Source organism: Syntrophus buswellii (assembly GCF_046097065.1).
In the GTDB taxonomy this organism is placed as follows: Bacteria; Desulfobacterota; Syntrophia; order Syntrophales; family Syntrophaceae; genus Syntrophus; species Syntrophus buswellii.
In genome coordinates, this window is sequence record NZ_CP175563.1 from 2081824 (window position 1) to 2097095 (window position 15272).

Annotated in this window: 18 protein-coding genes; 11 read left to right on the forward strand and 7 right to left on the reverse strand. The window is 56.7% G+C overall.

Annotation, left to right across the window (positions count from 1 at the left end; all coding sequences use genetic code 11):
* Window positions 1-5: 5 nt before the first annotated feature.
* A complete protein-coding gene (locus ACJ77P_RS09440; protein WP_367361328.1) occupies window positions 6-407 on the reverse strand; it encodes a phage holin family protein in 402 nt (133 codons plus the stop codon).
* A 23-nt stretch (window positions 408-430) separates the two neighbouring features.
* Complete coding sequence (locus tag ACJ77P_RS09445) at window positions 431-601, reverse strand: rubredoxin (RefSeq protein ID WP_367361327.1); 171 nt, start codon at window positions 599-601, stop codon at window positions 431-433.
* Window positions 602-1253: 652 nt separating this feature from the next.
* On the opposite strand from ACJ77P_RS09445, the gene ACJ77P_RS09450 reads away from it, so the two are divergent.
* The 10 genes from ACJ77P_RS09450 to ACJ77P_RS09495 all read left to right on the forward strand — a co-directional run bounded on the left by ACJ77P_RS09450 (window position 1254) and on the right by ACJ77P_RS09495 (window position 8759).
* Window positions 1254-1487, forward strand: a complete 234-nt coding sequence (locus ACJ77P_RS09450; protein ID WP_408998088.1) for a cytochrome b/b6 domain-containing protein — start codon at window positions 1254-1256, stop codon at window positions 1485-1487.
* Between the two features lie 25 nt (window positions 1488-1512).
* Window positions 1513-1806 carry a hypothetical protein gene (locus tag ACJ77P_RS09455; RefSeq protein WP_367361326.1) on the forward strand — a complete coding sequence of 98 codons (294 nt, stop codon included), beginning with the start codon at window positions 1513-1515 and terminating at the stop codon, window positions 1804-1806.
* Window positions 1799-2143 carry a hydrogenase maturation nickel metallochaperone HypA gene (locus tag ACJ77P_RS09460; RefSeq protein ID WP_367361325.1) on the forward strand — a complete coding sequence of 115 codons (345 nt, stop codon included), beginning with the start codon at window positions 1799-1801 and terminating at the stop codon, window positions 2141-2143. Before ACJ77P_RS09455 ends, ACJ77P_RS09460 begins: the two co-directional genes overlap by 8 nt.
* 78 nt (window positions 2144-2221) lie before the next feature.
* Window positions 2222-2452 carry a HypC/HybG/HupF family hydrogenase formation chaperone gene (locus ACJ77P_RS09465; RefSeq protein WP_367361324.1) on the forward strand — a complete coding sequence of 77 codons (231 nt, stop codon included), beginning with the start codon at window positions 2222-2224 and terminating at the stop codon, window positions 2450-2452.
* Window positions 2439-3530, forward strand: a complete 1092-nt coding sequence (hypD, locus tag ACJ77P_RS09470) for a hydrogenase formation protein HypD (protein ID WP_408998089.1) — start codon at window positions 2439-2441, stop codon at window positions 3528-3530. Before ACJ77P_RS09465 ends, hypD begins: the two co-directional genes overlap by 14 nt.
* Window positions 3531-3709: 179 nt before the next feature.
* A complete protein-coding gene (gene hypB, locus ACJ77P_RS09475; protein ID WP_408999419.1) occupies window positions 3710-4366 on the forward strand; it encodes a hydrogenase nickel incorporation protein HypB in 657 nt (218 codons plus the stop codon).
* Entirely contained in the window at window positions 4363-6663 is a 2301-nt protein-coding gene (gene hypF / locus ACJ77P_RS09480) for a carbamoyltransferase HypF (protein ID WP_367361322.1), read from the forward strand. Before hypB ends, hypF begins: the two co-directional genes overlap by 4 nt.
* 94 nt (window positions 6664-6757) lie before the next feature.
* Complete coding sequence (hypE, locus tag ACJ77P_RS09485; protein WP_408998090.1) at window positions 6758-7768, forward strand: hydrogenase expression/formation protein HypE; 1011 nt, start codon at window positions 6758-6760, stop codon at window positions 7766-7768.
* Between the two features lie 149 nt (window positions 7769-7917).
* The gene (locus ACJ77P_RS09490) at window positions 7918-8349 is read left to right on the forward strand and encodes an acyl-CoA thioesterase (protein WP_408998091.1); all 432 of its coding nucleotides are present in this window, start codon (window positions 7918-7920) and stop codon (window positions 8347-8349) included.
* Between the two features lie 248 nt (window positions 8350-8597).
* Complete coding sequence (locus ACJ77P_RS09495) at window positions 8598-8759, forward strand: hypothetical protein (RefSeq protein WP_367361319.1); 162 nt, start codon at window positions 8598-8600, stop codon at window positions 8757-8759.
* Between the two features lie 238 nt (window positions 8760-8997).
* On the opposite strand, the gene nifS is transcribed toward ACJ77P_RS09495, so the two are convergent.
* Genes nifS through ACJ77P_RS09510 form a run of 3 tightly spaced genes read right to left on the reverse strand, consistent with a single transcriptional unit; the run spans window position 8998 to window position 11163 of the window.
* Window positions 8998-10182, reverse strand: a complete 1185-nt coding sequence (gene nifS, locus ACJ77P_RS09500) for a cysteine desulfurase NifS (RefSeq protein WP_367361318.1) — start codon at window positions 10180-10182, stop codon at window positions 8998-9000.
* Window positions 10179-11003, reverse strand: a complete 825-nt coding sequence (gene nifU / locus ACJ77P_RS09505) for a Fe-S cluster assembly protein NifU (protein WP_408998092.1) — start codon at window positions 11001-11003, stop codon at window positions 10179-10181. Before nifU ends, nifS begins: the two co-directional genes overlap by 4 nt.
* Window positions 10984-11163, reverse strand: a complete 180-nt coding sequence (locus ACJ77P_RS09510; RefSeq protein WP_367361316.1) for a hypothetical protein — start codon at window positions 11161-11163, stop codon at window positions 10984-10986. The genes nifU and ACJ77P_RS09510 overlap by 20 nt, the downstream gene beginning before the upstream one ends.
* A 141-nt stretch (window positions 11164-11304) precedes the next feature.
* Between ACJ77P_RS09510 and ACJ77P_RS09515 the strand changes: the two genes are divergently transcribed.
* Window positions 11305-11943, forward strand: coding sequence for a class I SAM-dependent methyltransferase (locus ACJ77P_RS09515; protein ID WP_367361315.1), 639 nt, complete (start codon window positions 11305-11307; stop codon window positions 11941-11943).
* A gap of 36 nt (window positions 11944-11979) precedes the next feature.
* Here ACJ77P_RS09515 and ACJ77P_RS09520 read toward each other — a convergent pair whose 3' ends face one another.
* On the reverse strand, window positions 11980-13974 hold the full coding sequence (locus ACJ77P_RS09520; RefSeq protein WP_408998093.1) for a DUF1365 family protein: 1995 nt from the start codon (window positions 13972-13974) through the stop codon (window positions 11980-11982).
* A 3-nt stretch (window positions 13975-13977) separates the two neighbouring features.
* Entirely contained in the window at window positions 13978-15249 is a 1272-nt protein-coding gene (locus ACJ77P_RS09525) for an NAD(P)/FAD-dependent oxidoreductase (protein WP_367361313.1), read from the reverse strand.
* Window positions 15250-15272 lie beyond the last annotated feature (23 nt).

The window sequence follows — 15272 nt, forward strand, 5'->3', positions numbered from 1 at the left end:
ATCGGTCATTCCCAGCGATCCCCGCCCCGCTTTTTCATTTCGATGAAGCCCCCGCCGCCCGGGGAGCTTCCCCCGCCCAGAACGGCGCCCAGCAGCCCGTTCACGACACTGATCAGCAGCGCGCCGAATACAGCCGTCCAGAACCCCTGAACGTCGAAGCCGGGGATGACGCCCGACGCCATTTTGAGGATGAGTGCATTGATCAGGAAGGTGAAGAGGCCGAGGGTCAGAACATTCACAGGAAGAGTCAGAACAAGAAGAATCGGCCGGAAAAAGACATTGAGAAATCCCAGCATCGCCGCGGCGAGAAGCGCGGAAAAGAAACTGCTGACCCTGATCCCCTCCAGCAGATAGGCGGCCAGAAGAACGGACAGGGTCAAAAGAATCCACTTGATCAGAAATCTCATTCCTCAATACCTGCCAATCTTATCTAGACTTCACAGTAGTCGGGCTGGAAACTCGTCTCCGGAGCCGTGCAGATTGGACAAACCCAGTTTTCAGGAATCTCCTCGAAGGGCGTTCCGCGGGGGACGCCATTCTCGGGGTCGCCGAGTCTCGGGTCATAGATGTAGCCACAGCCGGTACAAAAATACTTATCCATTTTGACTTTTCCTCCTGCAGGTAAAATTTATAAAAAGCTGATTATGTCCATGTACATCGAGGAAGCGAATTCTCCCGGCACTTCGATGATGCCATGGTTGGCATCCATGGAATCCTGCTACGATGAGCCCCGTTCGAACGGCCGCATTCGTTCCCCGGCAGCCCGGTCGGTAGAGCAGATGGCTGTTAACCCTCGGAGCCGTGGTTCGAATCCGCACCGGGGAGCCAATTCGGATCGGAAGTGGGCACATTCTCAAAGCCCCTCGCCGATCCAACAGCCAGTGCACGTGCAAGGGCGGCTTAGCCTCTCTACAGGTGCACTTTTTTATTACCCGGATTTCATCCAAAAGCAATCTTAAATATTCTTTCCCAAATGGAACGTTCTGTCCAGGAGCATTTCCCTTAATGCCGCGCGGAAGGCTCCGATAGTTTTCCTTCTTAATCCGGTCTTATCTCATTGGAGCATTTTCCGGTCAACAATTTTCTGTGCCATACCCCTGCGCAAAGCGGCGGAAAATCTCAGCCGCCTGCCGATTGTCTGGCTCCACTTCGCGGAATGCACGGGTTGTAGCGAGTCCCTGCTGCGCTCTTCACACCCCGATGGGGCCAGCATTCTTCTCAAAACGATTTCCCTCGAATATCACGAGACGATCATGGCCGCCGCAGGGGATCAGGCAGAGCAGTGCCTGGGAATGGCCCTTCACGACTTTCAAGGTCTGGCCGCCGTGCGCATGATTCATCATGTACTCGCCTGGGGTTTCATCCTCTTCATAGTTGTTCACATCTATATGGCCTTCTGGTATGATGCCGTTCTGAAAGAGGGAACCCTCTCGTCCATGGTCACGGGAAATATCTTCCAGAAGGGAGAACACCGATTCGAAGGCTGACAGCGTCAGCGTCGCAAAGAACCGGGTGAAAAGACAAACGGGGAAGGATGTCCTTCTCCGTTCTTATCCTGACGAAATGACGGAAAAACAGGAGGTCACCATTCTTGGGCTGGACAATATCCTGATGAAGGATGACGGCTTCGGCGTGCACTTTCTCCGCGAGTTCGAGCGACGCCGGTCTCTGCCCGATTCCGTCCGAACCGTCGAAGGCGGGGTCATGGCTTACGCCCTGCTGAAGAAAAAGTTCCCCGTCATGGAAAAATTTCTCGTCGAAGAGTTGAACCGCCTCTCCATGGCCCCGGTAAGAATTCATGCATGAGCTTTCTCTCGTTACATCGATCCTGGATATTATCGAAGACTATGCCCTTCGGGAGGGGTTCGAACGTGTCACGTCGCTGCGGCTGTCCTGCGGAAAAGTGTCCTGTGTGGTTCCTCAATGCCTGCAGTTCGCCTTCGAGGTGCAGTCGAAGGGTACGCGGTCTGAAGGGGCAACGCTTGAACTTGACATCCTGCCGGTCATCATTCATTGTGTTAATTGTGAAAAAGATTTCGAGGTGGATCACTTCGAAACCTGCTGTCCGGCATGTGGCAGGACAGAGGTGCTTCTGACCGGCGGAACAGAGGAATTGCAGCTTCTGGAACTGGACGTGGAGTGAGGCTTGTCCCGGAGTTCATCCGGATGGCAGGCCGGGTTCGTCATTTCGCAACAAATGAATAGCAGAGGAGTGTTTTGCATGTGCATCGCTTTTCCCGGCATGATCCTGAGCATCGATGAGAACAACTTTGCCGTCATTAACATCAGCGGGACGAAGCGCGAGGCCTGCCTGGATCTCCTTGATGAACCGGTCGCCGTCGGCGACTACGTCATTTGCCATGCCGGATACGCCATTCATCGGATCGACGAAGAAGACGCCAAGGAGAGTCTCGCTTTACTGAAAGAGTTCATCGATCATGAAATTTATTGACGAATACCGGGATCCGGAACTCGTCCGGAAACTGCTCAACGCCGTAAATGTCCTGGCCGAAAAGATCGGCCGGCCAATCACCCTGATGGAAATCTGCGGAACTCATACCCATGCCATCGGCCGTTTCGGAATCCGCAGACTCCTTCCCGGAAGCATCCGCCTGATCTCCGGCCCGGGATGCCCCGTCTGCGTAACGTCGATTTCCGATGTGGATCGCGCCCTTTACCTGGCAGAACGGCCGAATGTCATCTTCGCCACGTTCGGGGACATGCTCCGCGTCCCCGGCACCGGTGGACGGAGCCTTCAGCAGATCCGCGCCGCAGGTGCCGACGTCCGCATCCTTTCCTCGCCCCTGGACGGACTCTCCATCGCCGAAGAGAATCCGACACGCGAAGTCGTTTTTTTGGGAATCGGTTTCGAAACAACGGCTCCAACCGTAGCCTCAACGCTCCGAAGCGCCCGGAGGAAAGGGTTAAAGAATTTTTCCCTCTTCTCCGTTCACAAGACCGTCCCCCCTGCGATCCAGGCCCTCCTCGATGATCCCGGACTGGACATCGATGGCTTTATCTGCCCCGGTCATGTCAGTGTCATTACAGGGGGGGAAGCTTACCGTCTCATCCCTGAAGCGGGACGGGCCGCCGTGATCACCGGTTTCGAGCCCGTCGACATGGTCGATGGAATTCTTTTGAGCCTTCAGCAGATCCTGGAAAAGCGCTATGCGGTCGCCATCCAGTATGCAAGAGGTGTCACGCAAGGGGGGAATCTTCGGGCGCGACAGACAATGGCGGAGGTCTTTGAACCGGGCGATGCGGACTGGAGAGGTCTGGGCGTCATTCCTGGAAGCGGCCTTTTCATCCGGAAGGAGTATGAGTCCATGAATGCCCTGAACAGATTTCCCCTGCCGGAAATCCATTCCGCAGAATTTGAGGGTTGCCGCTGCGGAGAGATCCTCCGTGGTGCGATGTCTCCCCCGGAATGCCGGCTTTTCCGGAAAGCCTGCACGCCGGTCAACCCTGTAGGCCCGTGCATGGTATCGAGCGAGGGAACCTGCGCGGCGTACCTCAGATATGAGGCTTGAAAAAAAGCAGAGAGCCGCTGTTACAAGCGTTTCCAATTCCGGATCAAAGATGGCACCGGGATAAACGGGTGGAGGCGCCACCGGCGTCCATCCCGGCGACGTCAGCGAAACCTGTGGAGAATGCCCTGAAGGGCTGAATGGTCATCATTAACACATGCATTGCGGAGGGGGAAATAGAGATGAAGGTAACCATTGTCAAAAATGTCCTCGATGCCAATGAACGGATCGCCCAGGATAATCGTGCGCTCTTTGACGAGAAGAAAATTTATGTGATCAACCTCATGAGTTCACCGGGTGCGGGAAAGACGACCCTGGTGGAGAAGACCATTATGGCCCTCAAGGACCGCTACCGGATCGCCGTCATCGAGGGAGATATTCAGGATACCCAGGATGCCGACCGGATATCCGCTCTGGGGATCCCCGCCGTTCAGATCAATACAGGCGGCGCCTGTCACATTGACGGCAACATGATCCGCGAAGCACTCCCTTCCCTTGAACTCGACCGGATCGACCTTCTCATTTCCGAAAACGTGGGAAATCTCGTCTGCCCGGCAGAGTTTAAAATCGGAGAAAATGCCAAGGTGATGATTCTCAGCACTCCTGAAGGGGCGGACAAACCGGCCAAATATCCCCTCATGTTCCAGGAGTCGGCGGTAATGATCATCAACAAGACAGACCTGCTGCCCTACGTGGATTTCGACCTGGAAAAGGCGAAACGTACGGCCTTGTCCGTAAACCCTGCACTCCAGATCTTCGAGGTTTCCTGCAAAAACGGCGAAGGGCTGGAAGGATGGTTCAACTGGCTGTCCGCTCAGATCGAGGCTTTTCGAGTTTGAATAACCAGGAAAGAAGGCGTATCCGGCTCCTTTTTTCCGGCATCGTCCAGGGAGTCGGATTTCGGCCGGCCATCTACCGAATTGCGAAGGAACAGAACCTTGGCGGGTTCGTCTGCAATACCCCGGAAGGGGTTGTCGTCGAGGTTGAGGGACATCCCCGTCACATTGAAGGGTTCGTCCCCGCCGTTTTGAACAACCTCCCTCCCGCCGCAGAGGTGGCCGCCGTCTCGCAAGAGGACCTTTCCGTCCGCGGGGAGCAGACCTTTCAGATTCGATCCAGCCGGGACGACGGGGATAAGGACGTTATGATCTCTCCCGATCTTGCCGTCTGCGACAACTGTCTGCGGGAGCTGAAGGATCCGCGGGATCGCCGGTACCGTTATCCTTTCATCAACTGCACGGACTGCGGTCCCCGCCTGACCATCATCCGCGATGTCCCCTACGACAGGGGAAATACCTCGATGGCCTGCTTTCCCCTGTGCCCGCAGTGCGGCACCGAGTATGAAAACCCCTCTGACCGCCGTTTCCATGCCGAGCCCAATGCCTGCCCCCTTTGCGGCCCCAGACTCTGGATGACCGATGGACAGGGCGTTCCCCTGGCCGACGATTTCCCGGACCCCGTGGAACAGGCACGGGAACTGCTGAAAAAGGGGAAAATTCTGGCCATAAAGGGACTCGGCGGTTTTCATCTTGCCGTAGACGCCACCAATGAGCAAGCCGTTCAGCGCCTGCGCGCCCGGAAATATCGAGAGGAAAAGCCCCTGGCCGTCATGGTCGGACATCTTGAGGCGGCCGGAAGAATCGCAGAAATTGGCCGTCTTGAACAGCATCTTCTTTCCTCCCCCCAACGGCCCATCGTCCTGTGCCGCAAGAAGCGGCACGGTGGAATCGCCCCTTCCGTCGCTCCCGGAGTGCCGGACCAGGGCATCATGCTGCCCTATACACCGTTGCACGCACTGCTCCTGGAGGATGATAGCCCCCCACTCGTCATGACAAGCGGAAATCGAGTCGACGAACCCATCTGTCAGAAAAATCGGGAGGCCCTGTTGCGCCTGAAAGGGATCGCCGACTTCTTTCTTCTTCACAACCGCGACATCCTGGTGCGCTGCGACGACTCGGTTGTAACGGCCGCACGGGGCAAGACGGTCATGATCCGGCGGTCCCGCGGCTATGCCCCGAGGCCGATCACCCTGCAGCAATGTTACCCGGACGTTCTCGCCCTGGGGCCACAACTCAAGGCAACCCTTTGCATCCTCAAGGGAAACCAGGCCTATCTGAGCCCCCATATCGGAGATCTTGAAACCCCGGAAGCGCGGGCATTTCATTCCGAAAGCCTCAGCCTGATGGAAAGGATCGCTTCGTGCCGACCCAAGGTGCTTGCCTGCGACCTTCATCCGGCCTACTACACCACCCGGCTTGCGAAAGAGCTTCCCCACCGGGAGATTTTCCGCGTTCAGCATCACCACGCCCACATTGTCAGTGTCATGGCCGAAAACGGGCTGTCGGAACAAGTGATCGGGCTGGCCATGGACGGAACGGGTTACGGCACGGACGGCACGGTTTGGGGATGTGAATTTCTCATTTCAGATGAACTGGATTTTCAGCGGGCGGGCCACCTTGAACCCTTCCCGCTTCCCGGCTCGGACAAGGCCGTCCGGGAACCCTGGCGGGTGGCGGTGAGCCTTCTGCATGAAAGTTATGGCCACGACTGGCAGGAAATGGCGCAGCGTTTAGACCTGAGCGCCTTTGCGTCACACTTTGAACTTCTGAATTCCATGATGGCTTCAGGGTTGAACAGCCCACAGGCCTCAAGTCTCGGCCGGGTATTCGACGCCGTGGCGTCTCTTCTGGGAATCCGCCATACGGCAAGCTTCGAGGGCCAGGCAGCGATGGAACTCGAGGCCATGGCGGATCTGCCCTATGAAGCAAGCTATCCCTTTCTTCTCCGCTACGAAGACGGCCGTACGCTTCTTGATCTGAGGCCCCTGATCCGGACACTCGCCCAGGAGCGGATCAACGGGATAGACCCCCATAAAATCGCTTCGCGCTTCCATGTTTCACTGATCAAAGCCCTGGCGGCCACGGCTGGCGAGATCCGCGAACGAACCGGCATCAACAGGGCCGTCCTCAGCGGCGGCTGCTTTCAGAACCGCATTCTGTTCAATGGTGTGACCCGGGAGTTGGAGAAGGAAGGGTTTGCCGTCTATACCCACATCAGCCTGCCACCCAACGACGGCTGCATCGCCCTGGGACAGGCCGTGGTTGCCGCCTCCCGATTGAAGAGAAGGAAATCTTGAAGAAAGGATCTGTTTCGTTCAACACGAGACAGGTGACATCGATCCCTTGGATTTATTTTATTTTTCATTGAAAAAGAAAACAGGATAATGCCCCATGAGCACAGAGCGAATTCTGCTGGAACATGGCGGAGGCGGACTCCTCAGCCATGAACTCGTTACCGAGGTTTTTCTTCCTCTCTTCAGCAACGCCTGTCTCGATCGACTGGAGGACAGCGCGGTCGTCACTTTGGAGGGCAGGAAGTTCTGCTTCACAACGGATTCCTATGTCATCGATCCGATTTTCTTCCCCGGAGGGAATATCGGGTCACTGGCCGTTCACGGAACGATCAACGATCTTTCCGTCTGTGGCGGAATCCCGCTGATGTTGAGTGCCGGATTCATCCTCGAAGAGGGGTTCCCCATGGAAGACCTGAAGCAGATTACCCGATCCATGGCAGAAGCGGCCAAAACAGCCGGCGTATCCATCGTGACCGGCGACACCAAGGTCGTGGCCCGCGGAGCCGCCGACGGGCTTTTTATCAACACCTCCGGCATCGGGATGATTGAATATCCTCAACCCCTGTCCGTGGACAGCATACAGCCTGGTGATGCAGTCCTTGTGAGCGGGACTCTCGGCGACCACGGCGCCACGGTCCTCTGCAGGCGCAGGGAACTGGGCCTGAGCTCTGGAATCCGCTCCGATTCGGCACCGCTTAACGGCCTCATCTCATCGATTCTCGCAGCGTCCCAACATATCCACTGCATGCGAGACCCGACCCGCGGCGGACTCGGGGCAATCCTGGCTGAGATCGCCGGCCAATCCGGGTTTTCCATCACGATACAGGAGTCTGAACTGCCTGTTCGAGACGAAGTGAAAGGCGTCTGCGAAATTCTTGGGTTCGACCCTTTCTTTCTGGCCAATGAAGGGAAAGTGGCCGTCTTTTGCGCGCCGGCCGATGCAGACCGGATTCTGGCAACCCTGCGGAATCATGAATACGGGCGAGATGCCAAAATCATCGGCTCTGTGGGAGAGCGCAATGGAGGAGGCCTGATAATGCAGACGATCATCGGCGGTTCCCGGGTGGTCGATCTTCCTCTGGGGGAACTGGTGCCAAGGATCTGCTGATTTTTTCCGGAAACCATCGGGTTCGGATCTTCCGATTTCATGAAATTAAATCGCTGCATCTCTGAACAGAATGCGCTAATATCAGGCTGACCGTCGCTACCGTGTTTTCATCACCAATGTACAGGAACGGTTAAGGAGCCCTTGCACTTATGACGCGAGTCAAGATAGAACTGCCGGCTACATTTGATTTCTCAACCGATCTGCGCCTCCGCTTCCGCGATATCAACGCCGGGAATCACCTGGCTCATGACGCCGTTCTCTCCCTGGCTGAAGAGGCCCGTTTCCTGTTTCTGGAGCACCTGGGCTATCCCCACCTGAACATAGACGGTTGTGGCTATGTCGCCGCCGATGCCGCCATCGTTTACAAATCGCAGGCCTTTTTCGGGGAGGTGATCCGGGTCGAGGTCGCGGTTCGGAACTTTGCCTCCAAATCCTGCGATTTTCTTTACCGGCTCAGCAATAGAGAGACCGGGCAGGAGGTGGCGCGAGCCAAAACCGGAGTCGTATTCTTTGATTACGGGAACCAGAAACCGGTGAGGGTTCCCGACGGCTTCAGGGCGAGATTTGAACGTGGAGGATGATTTTTCCGCCAGGAATTTTCTGATCCGCCATACAGACTAATCCCTAATCTAATCCACACCCGCCTAAGTACTTTGTTTTCCCACTTCTAAGGCTTTTAACGGCAATAAATCATCATACTCCCGATTGTCTGAACCTTTTCCATCTTGTAACATTCACCCAAGAAAGATCAGACCGGCGCCAGGAACTCCGGAAGGACACTGTTTCCGTTCAAGACACTCAACCATTGTTTCAGAAAGGAGCATGGATCATGAACTTCATGAAGCGTTTAACAAAGCATCGGGACACCCTTGGCTTGATCGCACCGGAACTTGTGTGGCTGAAGCGCAGACGCCAGAGACTCAATGGAAGCAGAATCAACGAGAATATTCTGAAGGAAGGATACTGTCGCCTTCTGATCAGGAAAGGATAACGGAGCCACGACCACGTGGCGTTTTCGGCAGCGCAGGCGGATGGTTGATCTTGGGAGAAGCGGGGGTTCCCGACGACCTTTCGCCCAGACTGTTCTTGCCGACGCAACCTCAATCCGCCACCCGGCATTGGGAAAAAGGGCGTAACCGAATTCGGTTACGCCCTTTTTTTTAGTGCCGGTTTACTAAGCGCCGGTCTCGAATGATAACAGGAAAAGAAAAGCGTCTCGGGAAAACGGCTTAAGACGGAGTGGCGCAGGCCTGTCTTCCCGAATCCCAGTAAGGCGACATCTCCCGCAGGCGCTGGATAATTTCCGGAAGGGTTTCGATGACCAGGTCGATTTCCTCCTCCGTATTCATAATGCTCAGGCTGAAGCGGATCGATCCGTGCGCCATCGTAAAGGGAACCCCCATGGCCCGCAGGACATGGGAAGGCTGAAGGGATCCCGAGGTGCAGGCCGAGCCCGAAGAGGCGCAGATTCCATAGCGGTCCAGCATGAGCAGGATGCCCTCCCCCTCTACGAATTCAAAGCTGATATTCGTGGTGTTGGGAAGACGATTGACCCGGTCACCGTTGACGCGCGAATTGGGGATTCTGTCCAGCAATTCATGCTCCAGCTTATCCCGCAACTGCCTCACCCGGGTGTTTTCCTCCTCCATGTAAGCAGCGGCAAGCTCGCAGGCCTTTCCCAGGCCGATGATGCTCGGCACGTTCTCCGTCCCCCCGCGCCGTTCCCGCTCCTGGTGACCGCCGATCATGAAGGGGGAAAATCGCGTGCCGCGCCGCAGATAGAAGACGCCGATCCCCTTGGGGGCATGAAGCTTATGCCCGGAAAGGGACAGCATATCGATGGCGTTGTTTTCCATGTCGATGGGAATTTTCCCGACGGCCTGGACGGCATCGGTGTGAAACAGGATGCCCCGGTCATGGGCCATCAGGGCCGCTTTTTCCACGGGGAACATGACACCCGTTTCATTGTTGGCCCACATCAGGCTGACGATGGCCGTATCCGGTGTCAAACTTTTTTCATAGGCTTCCATGTTGAGGCGGCCTTCGCTGTCCACGGGCAGTTCCGTCACCCGGCAGCCCTCCTTGGCCAGATGCGCGCAGAGGGAGCGTACGGCGGGATGCTCCACACGGCTGATCACGATGTGCCTCCGTTCCGGATAGGTGGCCAGCGCCGAACGAATCGCCGTATTGTCGCTCTCCGTCCCGCAGCTGGTGAAGATGATTTCGTCCGGTGACGCCCCAAGGAGGGCGGCAACCTGTTCCCGGGCTTCCCGGACCTTGATCCCCACCTGACCGCCGAAGGTGTGCATGCTGGACGGATTGCCGTAAAGCCGGCCGAAATAGGGCATCATGGCCGCCAGCACCTCCGCCGAAACCTGGGTGGTCGCATTGTTGTCCAGATAGACCGTCGTCATTCCGTCACCTCCTCCACAACGAGATCCGGCGAGACCAGTTCCCGGAGCTTGACCTCTACAAAACCCTTCAAGGTCTGCTGCGATGCCGGACAGACGGCGCAGTATCCCCTCTTCGCCAACAGCACCCGGTTGCCGATCACATCGATGAGCTCCACATCCCCACCATCGTTTTTCAGGGCCGGACGGATTTCCCGATCCAGGATCTCTTCGATCATGCGGATTTTCTGAATGTTCGTCATTTTCGGACGAACGGGCTCACGCACTTCCGCCCGCACCCTGTCGATGATTTCCTGAATCCTGTCGAGGCAGTTTCCGCAACCGCCTCCCGCCTTGGTATAATTGGTCACCTCTTCCACGGAACTCAGGTTGTTTTTCCTAACGGCCTGTTCGATTTCCCGGTCCGTCACGCCAAAGCATTCACAGATGATCTCCCCTTCCTTGACTTCAGTGGGCACTCCCCGGTAATAGGCAATGGCCTTTTCCAGAGCCTGCTGTCCAAGAACGGAGCAGTGCATCTTTTCCTTGGGGAGCCCTCCCAGGTAGGCGGCGATATCCTGATTGGTAATCTTCTCCGCCTCTTCCACGGTGAGCCCCTTGACCATTTCCGTCAGGGCCGACGCAGAGGCGATGGCGCTGGCACAGCCGAAGGTCTTGAATTTCGCCTCGCTGATGCGCTTGTTCTCATCCAGTTTGAACGTCAGGCGCAGCGCGTCGCCGCAGGCGATGGAGCCCACCTCCGCCACTCCGTCAGGATTATCCACTTCGCCCACGTTGCGGGGCTCCAAAAAATATTCCCTGACCTTATCCGTATATTCCCACATAAGACTTCCCCCTGAAACCGGCCCGTTCCTTCAGCTCCATCTCTCGCGCATTCCCGGCCGGCGGTTCGATTGCCCTGTCGATACCCGGTCCGCACAGTCCTGCGCCGCCTCCGTCCTGCCAGCGATCCTGCTCTGGAACAGGTCTCCGGTTTTTTTTCATTCAGATTTTCCTGAATCGTACTTGCCATATTATGGCCAGGAAATGCAAGACGTGATTTCCTTCCAAGGCCACATCCATGTTCCGTCAAGGCGGTAAAAAAATTATTCACAACAGATTCAAAAAATTTGGTAAAAAGTTACAATGGAACGAATAGAAAAATCCGTTTTCATCAAAAACAACTCAAACACCTTTCGGAAATGGGCGAAATGGTACGACCTGACGTCCTTCATCCTCCTTTTTCTGAGAAAAAAGGTGGCGGATCTCGTCGACAGCCGGCAGGGAAAACTCCTCGATGTCGCCTGTGGGACCGGTGCGCAGACCATCGAATTTGCCAGGAAGGGCCTGACGGTGACGGGGATTGACCTGTCCAGGGACATGCTGAAAATCGCTCGGAAAAAGATGAGACATGCAAAGAATGTAAAACTTCTCCGGGCCGATTCGGAAAAACTCCCCTTCAGGAACCGCTCCTTTGACGTTTCCTGCATCAGCCTGGCCCTGCACGACATGCCCTATTCCGTGGGGCTCAATACGCTCCACGAGATGAAGCGCGTCACAAAAGAAAGCGGCCTGATCATCATTGTCGATTATACAAAGCCGGCGTTGTTTCCCGTGGCCTATTTTTCGAGATGCCTTGTCAAGCTCTGGGAGAGCGAGTATTACGATGACTTCATGAAGACAGGGATTGAAGCTTATCTCCATCAGGCGGAATTGAACGTCGAAAGGGAAGTGCACTATCTGCTTCGCACCATTAAGGTCATAACCAGCGTGAACAGATCCTGAACTCGGGGCACAGGCCCGCCGCATCCCGCACGCCGCCTATTCCGGCTTTCGCAGAACGACCTGGATATCGCCGATGGCCCGCTCGCGGAAACCGGCTTCACAGATGGACAGGTAGTAACTCCATTTGCGCTCGAAGGCCTCATCGAATCCCAGGGAGCGGACGGCCTCCCTGTTCTCCTGGAACCTCATCCGCCAGTCTTTCAGGGTACGGGCATAATGAGGCCCGATGTCCTCCAGATGCTCAATGACCAGGCGTGAATTCCGGGCGACGGCATTGGCCAGCACGGAAACCGACAGCAGATGGCCGCCGGGAAAAATGTGCTTCTGAATCCAGTCCGTTTCTCTTCGGTACGCGTCATAGATCTGATCGGGAACGGTGATGGCCTGGATCACCGCCCTGCCGCCGGGTTTGAGCAGCCGGTCGCAGGCGGCAAAGTAGGCTCCCAGATACTGGGGCCCCACGGCTTCGATCATTTCAATGGAAACAATTTTGTCGAACGTTCCGGACATATGGCGGTAGTCGGTCAGGAGAATGCTCACCCTGTCGGCAAGACCTTCCCGCGCCGCCAGTTCCCGGGCAAAGGTGAACTGCTTTTTCGAAACGGTAATTCCCGTCACGCGGCAGCCGGTCCTTTTCGCCGCCTCCAGGGCAACGCCGCCCCATCCGCACCCGATGTCCAGAACATGGTCCGACACCTCAATCTCCGCCTTCTTTAGAATGCCTTCGATTTTTCGCTCCTGCGCCTCTTCCAGGGAATCCTCCCCATCCGTGTAGACGGCGCAGGAGTACAAAAGCCGGCCGTCGAGAAAGGTCTCAAAAAGGGCATTGCTCAAATCGTAATGAGCCTCGATGTTTCTTTGCACTCCCCTGGAGGAGTTGGCCCTTCCTGCGTGGGCCATGCGGTTCTTGAGGCGTGTGAGCCAGGCGGTTGCAGGATAGCCGTTGACCAGGGCCTCACGATTTCTAATGAGGACGCGAAAAAGCGCCACAACGTCATCGGAATCCCAAAGTCCCGCCACGTAGGCTTCTCCCAGGCCGACGTCTCCGCCGAGGACCGCTTTTTTGAAAAACCCGTAATCATGAACAGACATTTCCCCCTGGAGGCGTTCTCCCCGCCGCCCGAAAAACCACCTGCCCCCATCGGGCAACCGCAGCGTCAGGCCCCCTGTTTGAATCCCCTTCAGCAGGGCGGAGAAGAGCTTCATGCACAGCCGTTCACTGAAGCCTGTCCTTCTGCGGATGGTCATCCTGGAGTGGGGAACCGGCTTATCGTGATAGGGAAGAGAACGGAGGAAATACAGGCGCGCCGCTTCGAAAAAGATCCTCGGGACCGTCAGGGTCGGCGCAAGGGGATGCCGCAGAAACATCCGGGCGATGTCCGCCGTCGTCAACCCCAGGGCCCGCCCCTGCAGATGCCCCTCGAAAACCAGCCGCCCTTCGCGCCACAATTCGATCGAGATGTCCAGATTCTCTCCCGCGGACGAAAAGAGAAAGGAATACTCCCCTTCGAGATTGTTGAAGGGGGAGACATGAAAGCACTTCTGCGCGCGGAAGCGCGCCGGATAGCCCTGGTTGGCGCCGTTGACGCCCCTGAGGACATACAGGTGCTTTTCGCCGAAGGTGTTGTTCACCTCGGCCAGAATGCACAGGAGCTCATCCCGTTCCGACAGGACGTAGTAAAAGCTGACGGGATTGAAGATGTAGTTGAAATAGCGCGCCGAGGTGACCAGGAGAACCTTTGCAATGCGGGAGGCAAAGGGCTCATCGGCGAGCCTGCACATCACCTTCGCCGGCAGCGGGTCGGAATTTCCATCGAGATAATCCCTGTCATGGATTGAAAAGGGGCGGATACGGTTGTAACCAAAAAATGGGATTTCACGATCCAATGCGGCCAGCTCGGCGAGATCGAAGCAGAAGAAAAAAAGGGGATAGCGGAAGGAATGGACGGCCGGATGGTGGCGTCTGTGCTCGACAAACCCGTCATAAATGCATGATCTGAAATGAGGCTTGAGTTCCGTGGGCGCTCTCATCGTTTACAATTCGATCCCGAACCGATGCGCCACGGCCACAGCGGACCGGACCGCATCTTCATGAAAACCGTATCCGAAATAACTGCCGCAGAAATAGGTATGCCGCCTTCCATTGAGTTCCGATAGGCGGCTCTGGGTTGCCAGAGCGTCAAAGCTGTACATGGGATGGGCGTACAGGAACGTTTCGATGACGGATTCCGGCGGAACCTCCTTCCAAGGGTTCAGGGTCACGCAGATGCGCCCACCATCGTCAGGAAGATGCTGCAGTCTCGTCATATCGTAGGTGAGCGTAGCGGGATCGTTCTCACGGCCGCCAGCCGGCCGGATGTAATTCCAGGATGCCCAGGCGCGCCGATTTTCCGGGAGAAATGAGGCATCCCTGTGCAGAACCGTGCGATTGGCGGCATACCTCCAGGGCGACAGCAGGCTGACCTCATCGGCCGAGGGATCGGCCAGGAGCCTCAGGGCCTCATCCGCGTGAGTGGCCATTACAACGGAGTCGTGCCTTTCCTCGCCATCGGGCCGCTTCAGAATCACGCCGTCTTCCGTCCTCATCACGGAGCGGATGGGGCTTGCGGACCGCACCGCCCCCGGAAACCCCTTCAGAAAAGCGCGGACATAGGTCTGGCTCCCTCCGAGCACATAATACCATTGGGGATGGTCCCGAAGGGACAGCAGGCCGTGATTTTCATAAAAGCGTGCAAACGTCTCCGCTGGAAAAGAGCGGATATCACCGTCGGGGGCAGACCAGATGGCCCCGGCCATGGGCAGCACGAAGGCCCTGGCAACGAACTCTCCGACCCCCTCCCTCTCCAGGTGCCTTCCCAGGGTTATTCCGCCCAGGGAGCCTTCGTGAAGCCTCCTGCGGGTGATGCGGTTGAAGCGCACCAGGCCGGCGAGAAACCGCCAGAAGGAGGGCCGGAGAAGATTCTTCCGCTGGGCGAAGAGGCTGTCCAGGTCCCGGCTCGCATATTCGAGAGAGCCCCGCCGCTCGGAATAGCTGAACGACATGTCCGTTTTTCCGGCCTTCACATCCAGCTGATCGAGGAAGCGGGTGAAGAGGGGGTAGGTCCGGTCGTTGAAGACGATAAAGCCCGTGTCCACCGGTATGGAGCCGCCTTTCCCGTCGGGAACGGCGATCGTGTTTGTGTGGCCTCCGATGTAATCGTTTCTTTCATAGAGGGTCACATCGTGCCTGCGGGAAAGGAGGTAAGCGGCGACAATGCCTGCCACACCGGCACCTACAACGGCTATGCGCAATCGCTGATCGTTCATGGTCATCGCCTCCCCTGAAGAGG

Coding starts and splice junctions, on each gene's coding strand:
- nifS (WP_367361318.1), bottom strand. CDS start 10,182: ATGACGACGGTCTATCTGGACAACAATGCGACCACCCAGGTTTCGGCG.
- ACJ77P_RS09515 (WP_367361315.1), top strand. CDS start 11,305: ATGGAACGAATAGAAAAATCCGTTTTCATCAAAAACAACTCAAACACC.
- ACJ77P_RS09495 (WP_367361319.1), top strand. CDS start 8,598: ATGAACTTCATGAAGCGTTTAACAAAGCATCGGGACACCCTTGGCTTG.
- hypB (WP_408999419.1), top strand. CDS start 3,710: ATGAAGGTAACCATTGTCAAAAATGTCCTCGATGCCAATGAACGGATC.
- hypD (WP_408998089.1), top strand. CDS start 2,439: ATGAAATTTATTGACGAATACCGGGATCCGGAACTCGTCCGGAAACTG.
- nifU (WP_408998092.1), bottom strand. CDS start 11,003: ATGTGGGAATATACGGATAAGGTCAGGGAATATTTTTTGGAGCCCCGC.
- ACJ77P_RS09465 (WP_367361324.1), top strand. CDS start 2,222: ATGTGCATCGCTTTTCCCGGCATGATCCTGAGCATCGATGAGAACAAC.
- ACJ77P_RS09445 (WP_367361327.1), bottom strand. CDS start 601: ATGGATAAGTATTTTTGTACCGGCTGTGGCTACATCTATGACCCGAGA.
- hypE (WP_408998090.1), top strand. CDS start 6,758: ATGAGCACAGAGCGAATTCTGCTGGAACATGGCGGAGGCGGACTCCTC.
- ACJ77P_RS09460 (WP_367361325.1), top strand. CDS start 1,799: ATGCATGAGCTTTCTCTCGTTACATCGATCCTGGATATTATCGAAGAC.
- ACJ77P_RS09490 (WP_408998091.1), top strand. CDS start 7,918: ATGACGCGAGTCAAGATAGAACTGCCGGCTACATTTGATTTCTCAACC.
- ACJ77P_RS09520 (WP_408998093.1), bottom strand. CDS start 13,974: ATGAGAGCGCCCACGGAACTCAAGCCTCATTTCAGATCATGCATTTAT.
- ACJ77P_RS09525 (WP_367361313.1), bottom strand. CDS start 15,249: ATGAACGATCAGCGATTGCGCATAGCCGTTGTAGGTGCCGGTGTGGCA.
- ACJ77P_RS09450 (WP_408998088.1), top strand. CDS start 1,254: ATGGCCGCCGCAGGGGATCAGGCAGAGCAGTGCCTGGGAATGGCCCTT.
- ACJ77P_RS09440 (WP_367361328.1), bottom strand. CDS start 407: ATGAGATTTCTGATCAAGTGGATTCTTTTGACCCTGTCCGTTCTTCTG.
- ACJ77P_RS09510 (WP_367361316.1), bottom strand. CDS start 11,163: ATGAAAAAAAACCGGAGACCTGTTCCAGAGCAGGATCGCTGGCAGGAC.